This window comes from Mesorhizobium sp. M7A.F.Ca.CA.003.01.2.1, from assembly GCF_003998945.1.
In the GTDB taxonomy this organism is placed as follows: Bacteria; Pseudomonadota; Alphaproteobacteria; order Rhizobiales; family Rhizobiaceae; genus Mesorhizobium; species Mesorhizobium ciceri.
Genome location: NZ_RZRA01001151.1, coordinates 1 through 1501 on the forward strand (window position 1 = coordinate 1; position 1501 = coordinate 1501).

At 63.0% G+C, this 1501-nt stretch carries 2 protein-coding genes; one reads left to right on the top strand and one right to left on the bottom strand.

Going from position 1 to position 1501, the window contains the following annotated elements:
- A partial coding sequence (locus EN969_RS30670) for a Rieske (2Fe-2S) protein (RefSeq protein ID WP_164758646.1) occupies nucleotides 1-585 on the bottom strand: 585 nt, incomplete at its 3' end.
- 128 nt (nucleotides 586-713) lie between these two features.
- Here EN969_RS30670 and EN969_RS30675 point away from each other — a divergent pair.
- On the top strand, nucleotides 714-1501 hold a 788-nt coding region (locus EN969_RS30675), incomplete at its 3' end, for a LysR family transcriptional regulator (protein ID WP_127419712.1).

Below are 1501 nucleotides of genomic sequence, written 5' to 3' on the forward strand. Positions count from 1 at the left end.
GTTCTTGCGCGCGACGATGCGTGCACGGTCAAGGCCGTTTTCGCGCAAGCCGCCGGTCAGCCCGTCCGCGACAGGCTGGATGTCGGGCAGCGAATTGGCATCAAGGCCGCAGAACACGAGGCCGCCGAAACTCTTGCAGGGTACGCGGTGCAGTCCCAGCGCTTCCGGATCGACGCTTTCCGGTAGATCCTGCCGTGACTGCAACTCGCCGGTCAGCCTGAACGACCAGGCATGGTAGGGGCAGACCAGAAGCTTGCCGCGACCATCCTTGGCGCAGAGCCGCGAGCCGCGATGGGTGCAGACATTGTAGTAGGCCGCGATGTCCTCCTCGCCGTCGTCGAAGCGCACGACGATGATCTCCTCGTCGAAAAGCTGGCGCACGATGTAGCGGCCTTTTTCTGGGACCTCGCTGGCATGGGCGACAAGCATCCATTGACGCGGAAACCACAAGTCCCGTTCCAGCGCGAAGATGGCAGGGGCCGCGTAGAAGGCCTGTTCCAGCGACCAGTCCGGACGTTGCCGGTCGATCAGCCTGACGGTCTCGCTTCTGTCGATAGGCTGGCTGTTCGATGTGTAGGCCTGCACGGCAAACACCTTTCTGCTCGCTGGCGTTCGAATGACGTTTCGATAGAGTGTGCGATGCGGAAAGGCTTGCAGCAAATACAGAAATGATAGACATTCATATCGAAAAGGCATGAAAGCAGGTTTGGATCGTGAAAACCCTCAAGACATCGCTTCCCCTGCTGAACGCCATGGTCGTCTTCGAGGCTGCCGCCAGGCATGGCGGGCTGACGCTGGCCGCACAGGAGCTCAACATCGCACAATCGGCGGTCAGCAGGCATGTCGCCAATCTCGAGCGCCAGCTGTCGGTCGAGCTGTTCACGCGCAGAGGCAACCGCGTCGCCGTCACCGGGGCCGGCAACACGCTGGCCGAAGCGATCCGCGAGGGTCTCGGCACCATCAGGCAAGCGGTCGAGGATTTGACCGCGCACGACAGCGATACATTCGTGGTCGGCTGCAGCCACGACTTCGCGCAGGCATGGCTGATGCCGCGCTTCGGCCTCATCACATCGCAGGTTGCCGATGGCCGGGTGCTGCTGCAGACATCCACCGACTACAGGGATTTCGACCAGCCTGAAGTGGCATTGTCGATCCGTTTCGGCGAAGCCGGGCAATGGCCCGACTTCGTGACCGAAAAACTGCTCGAGGGTGAGTGGTTCCCGGTTTGCGCGCCGGCGTTCCTGGCGCGTTATCCGGCGCTCGCCTCGGAAGAGCCTGAGGCTTTCCTGGCAGTGCCGCTGCTGCATCAGGTGACGCCGCCGGGCGCGATCGACAGTTGGCAATCGTGGGTCGGAACCGACCGGAAACTCGACGGACCTCGGTTCACCGGCTACATGTCGATGATACACGAAACCATCGCCGGGCGCGGCGCGGCGCTCGCCTGGGCGGGATTTGCCGACGAGCATCTGCGCCGCGGCCAGCTCGTCCGGCTGACCAAGAC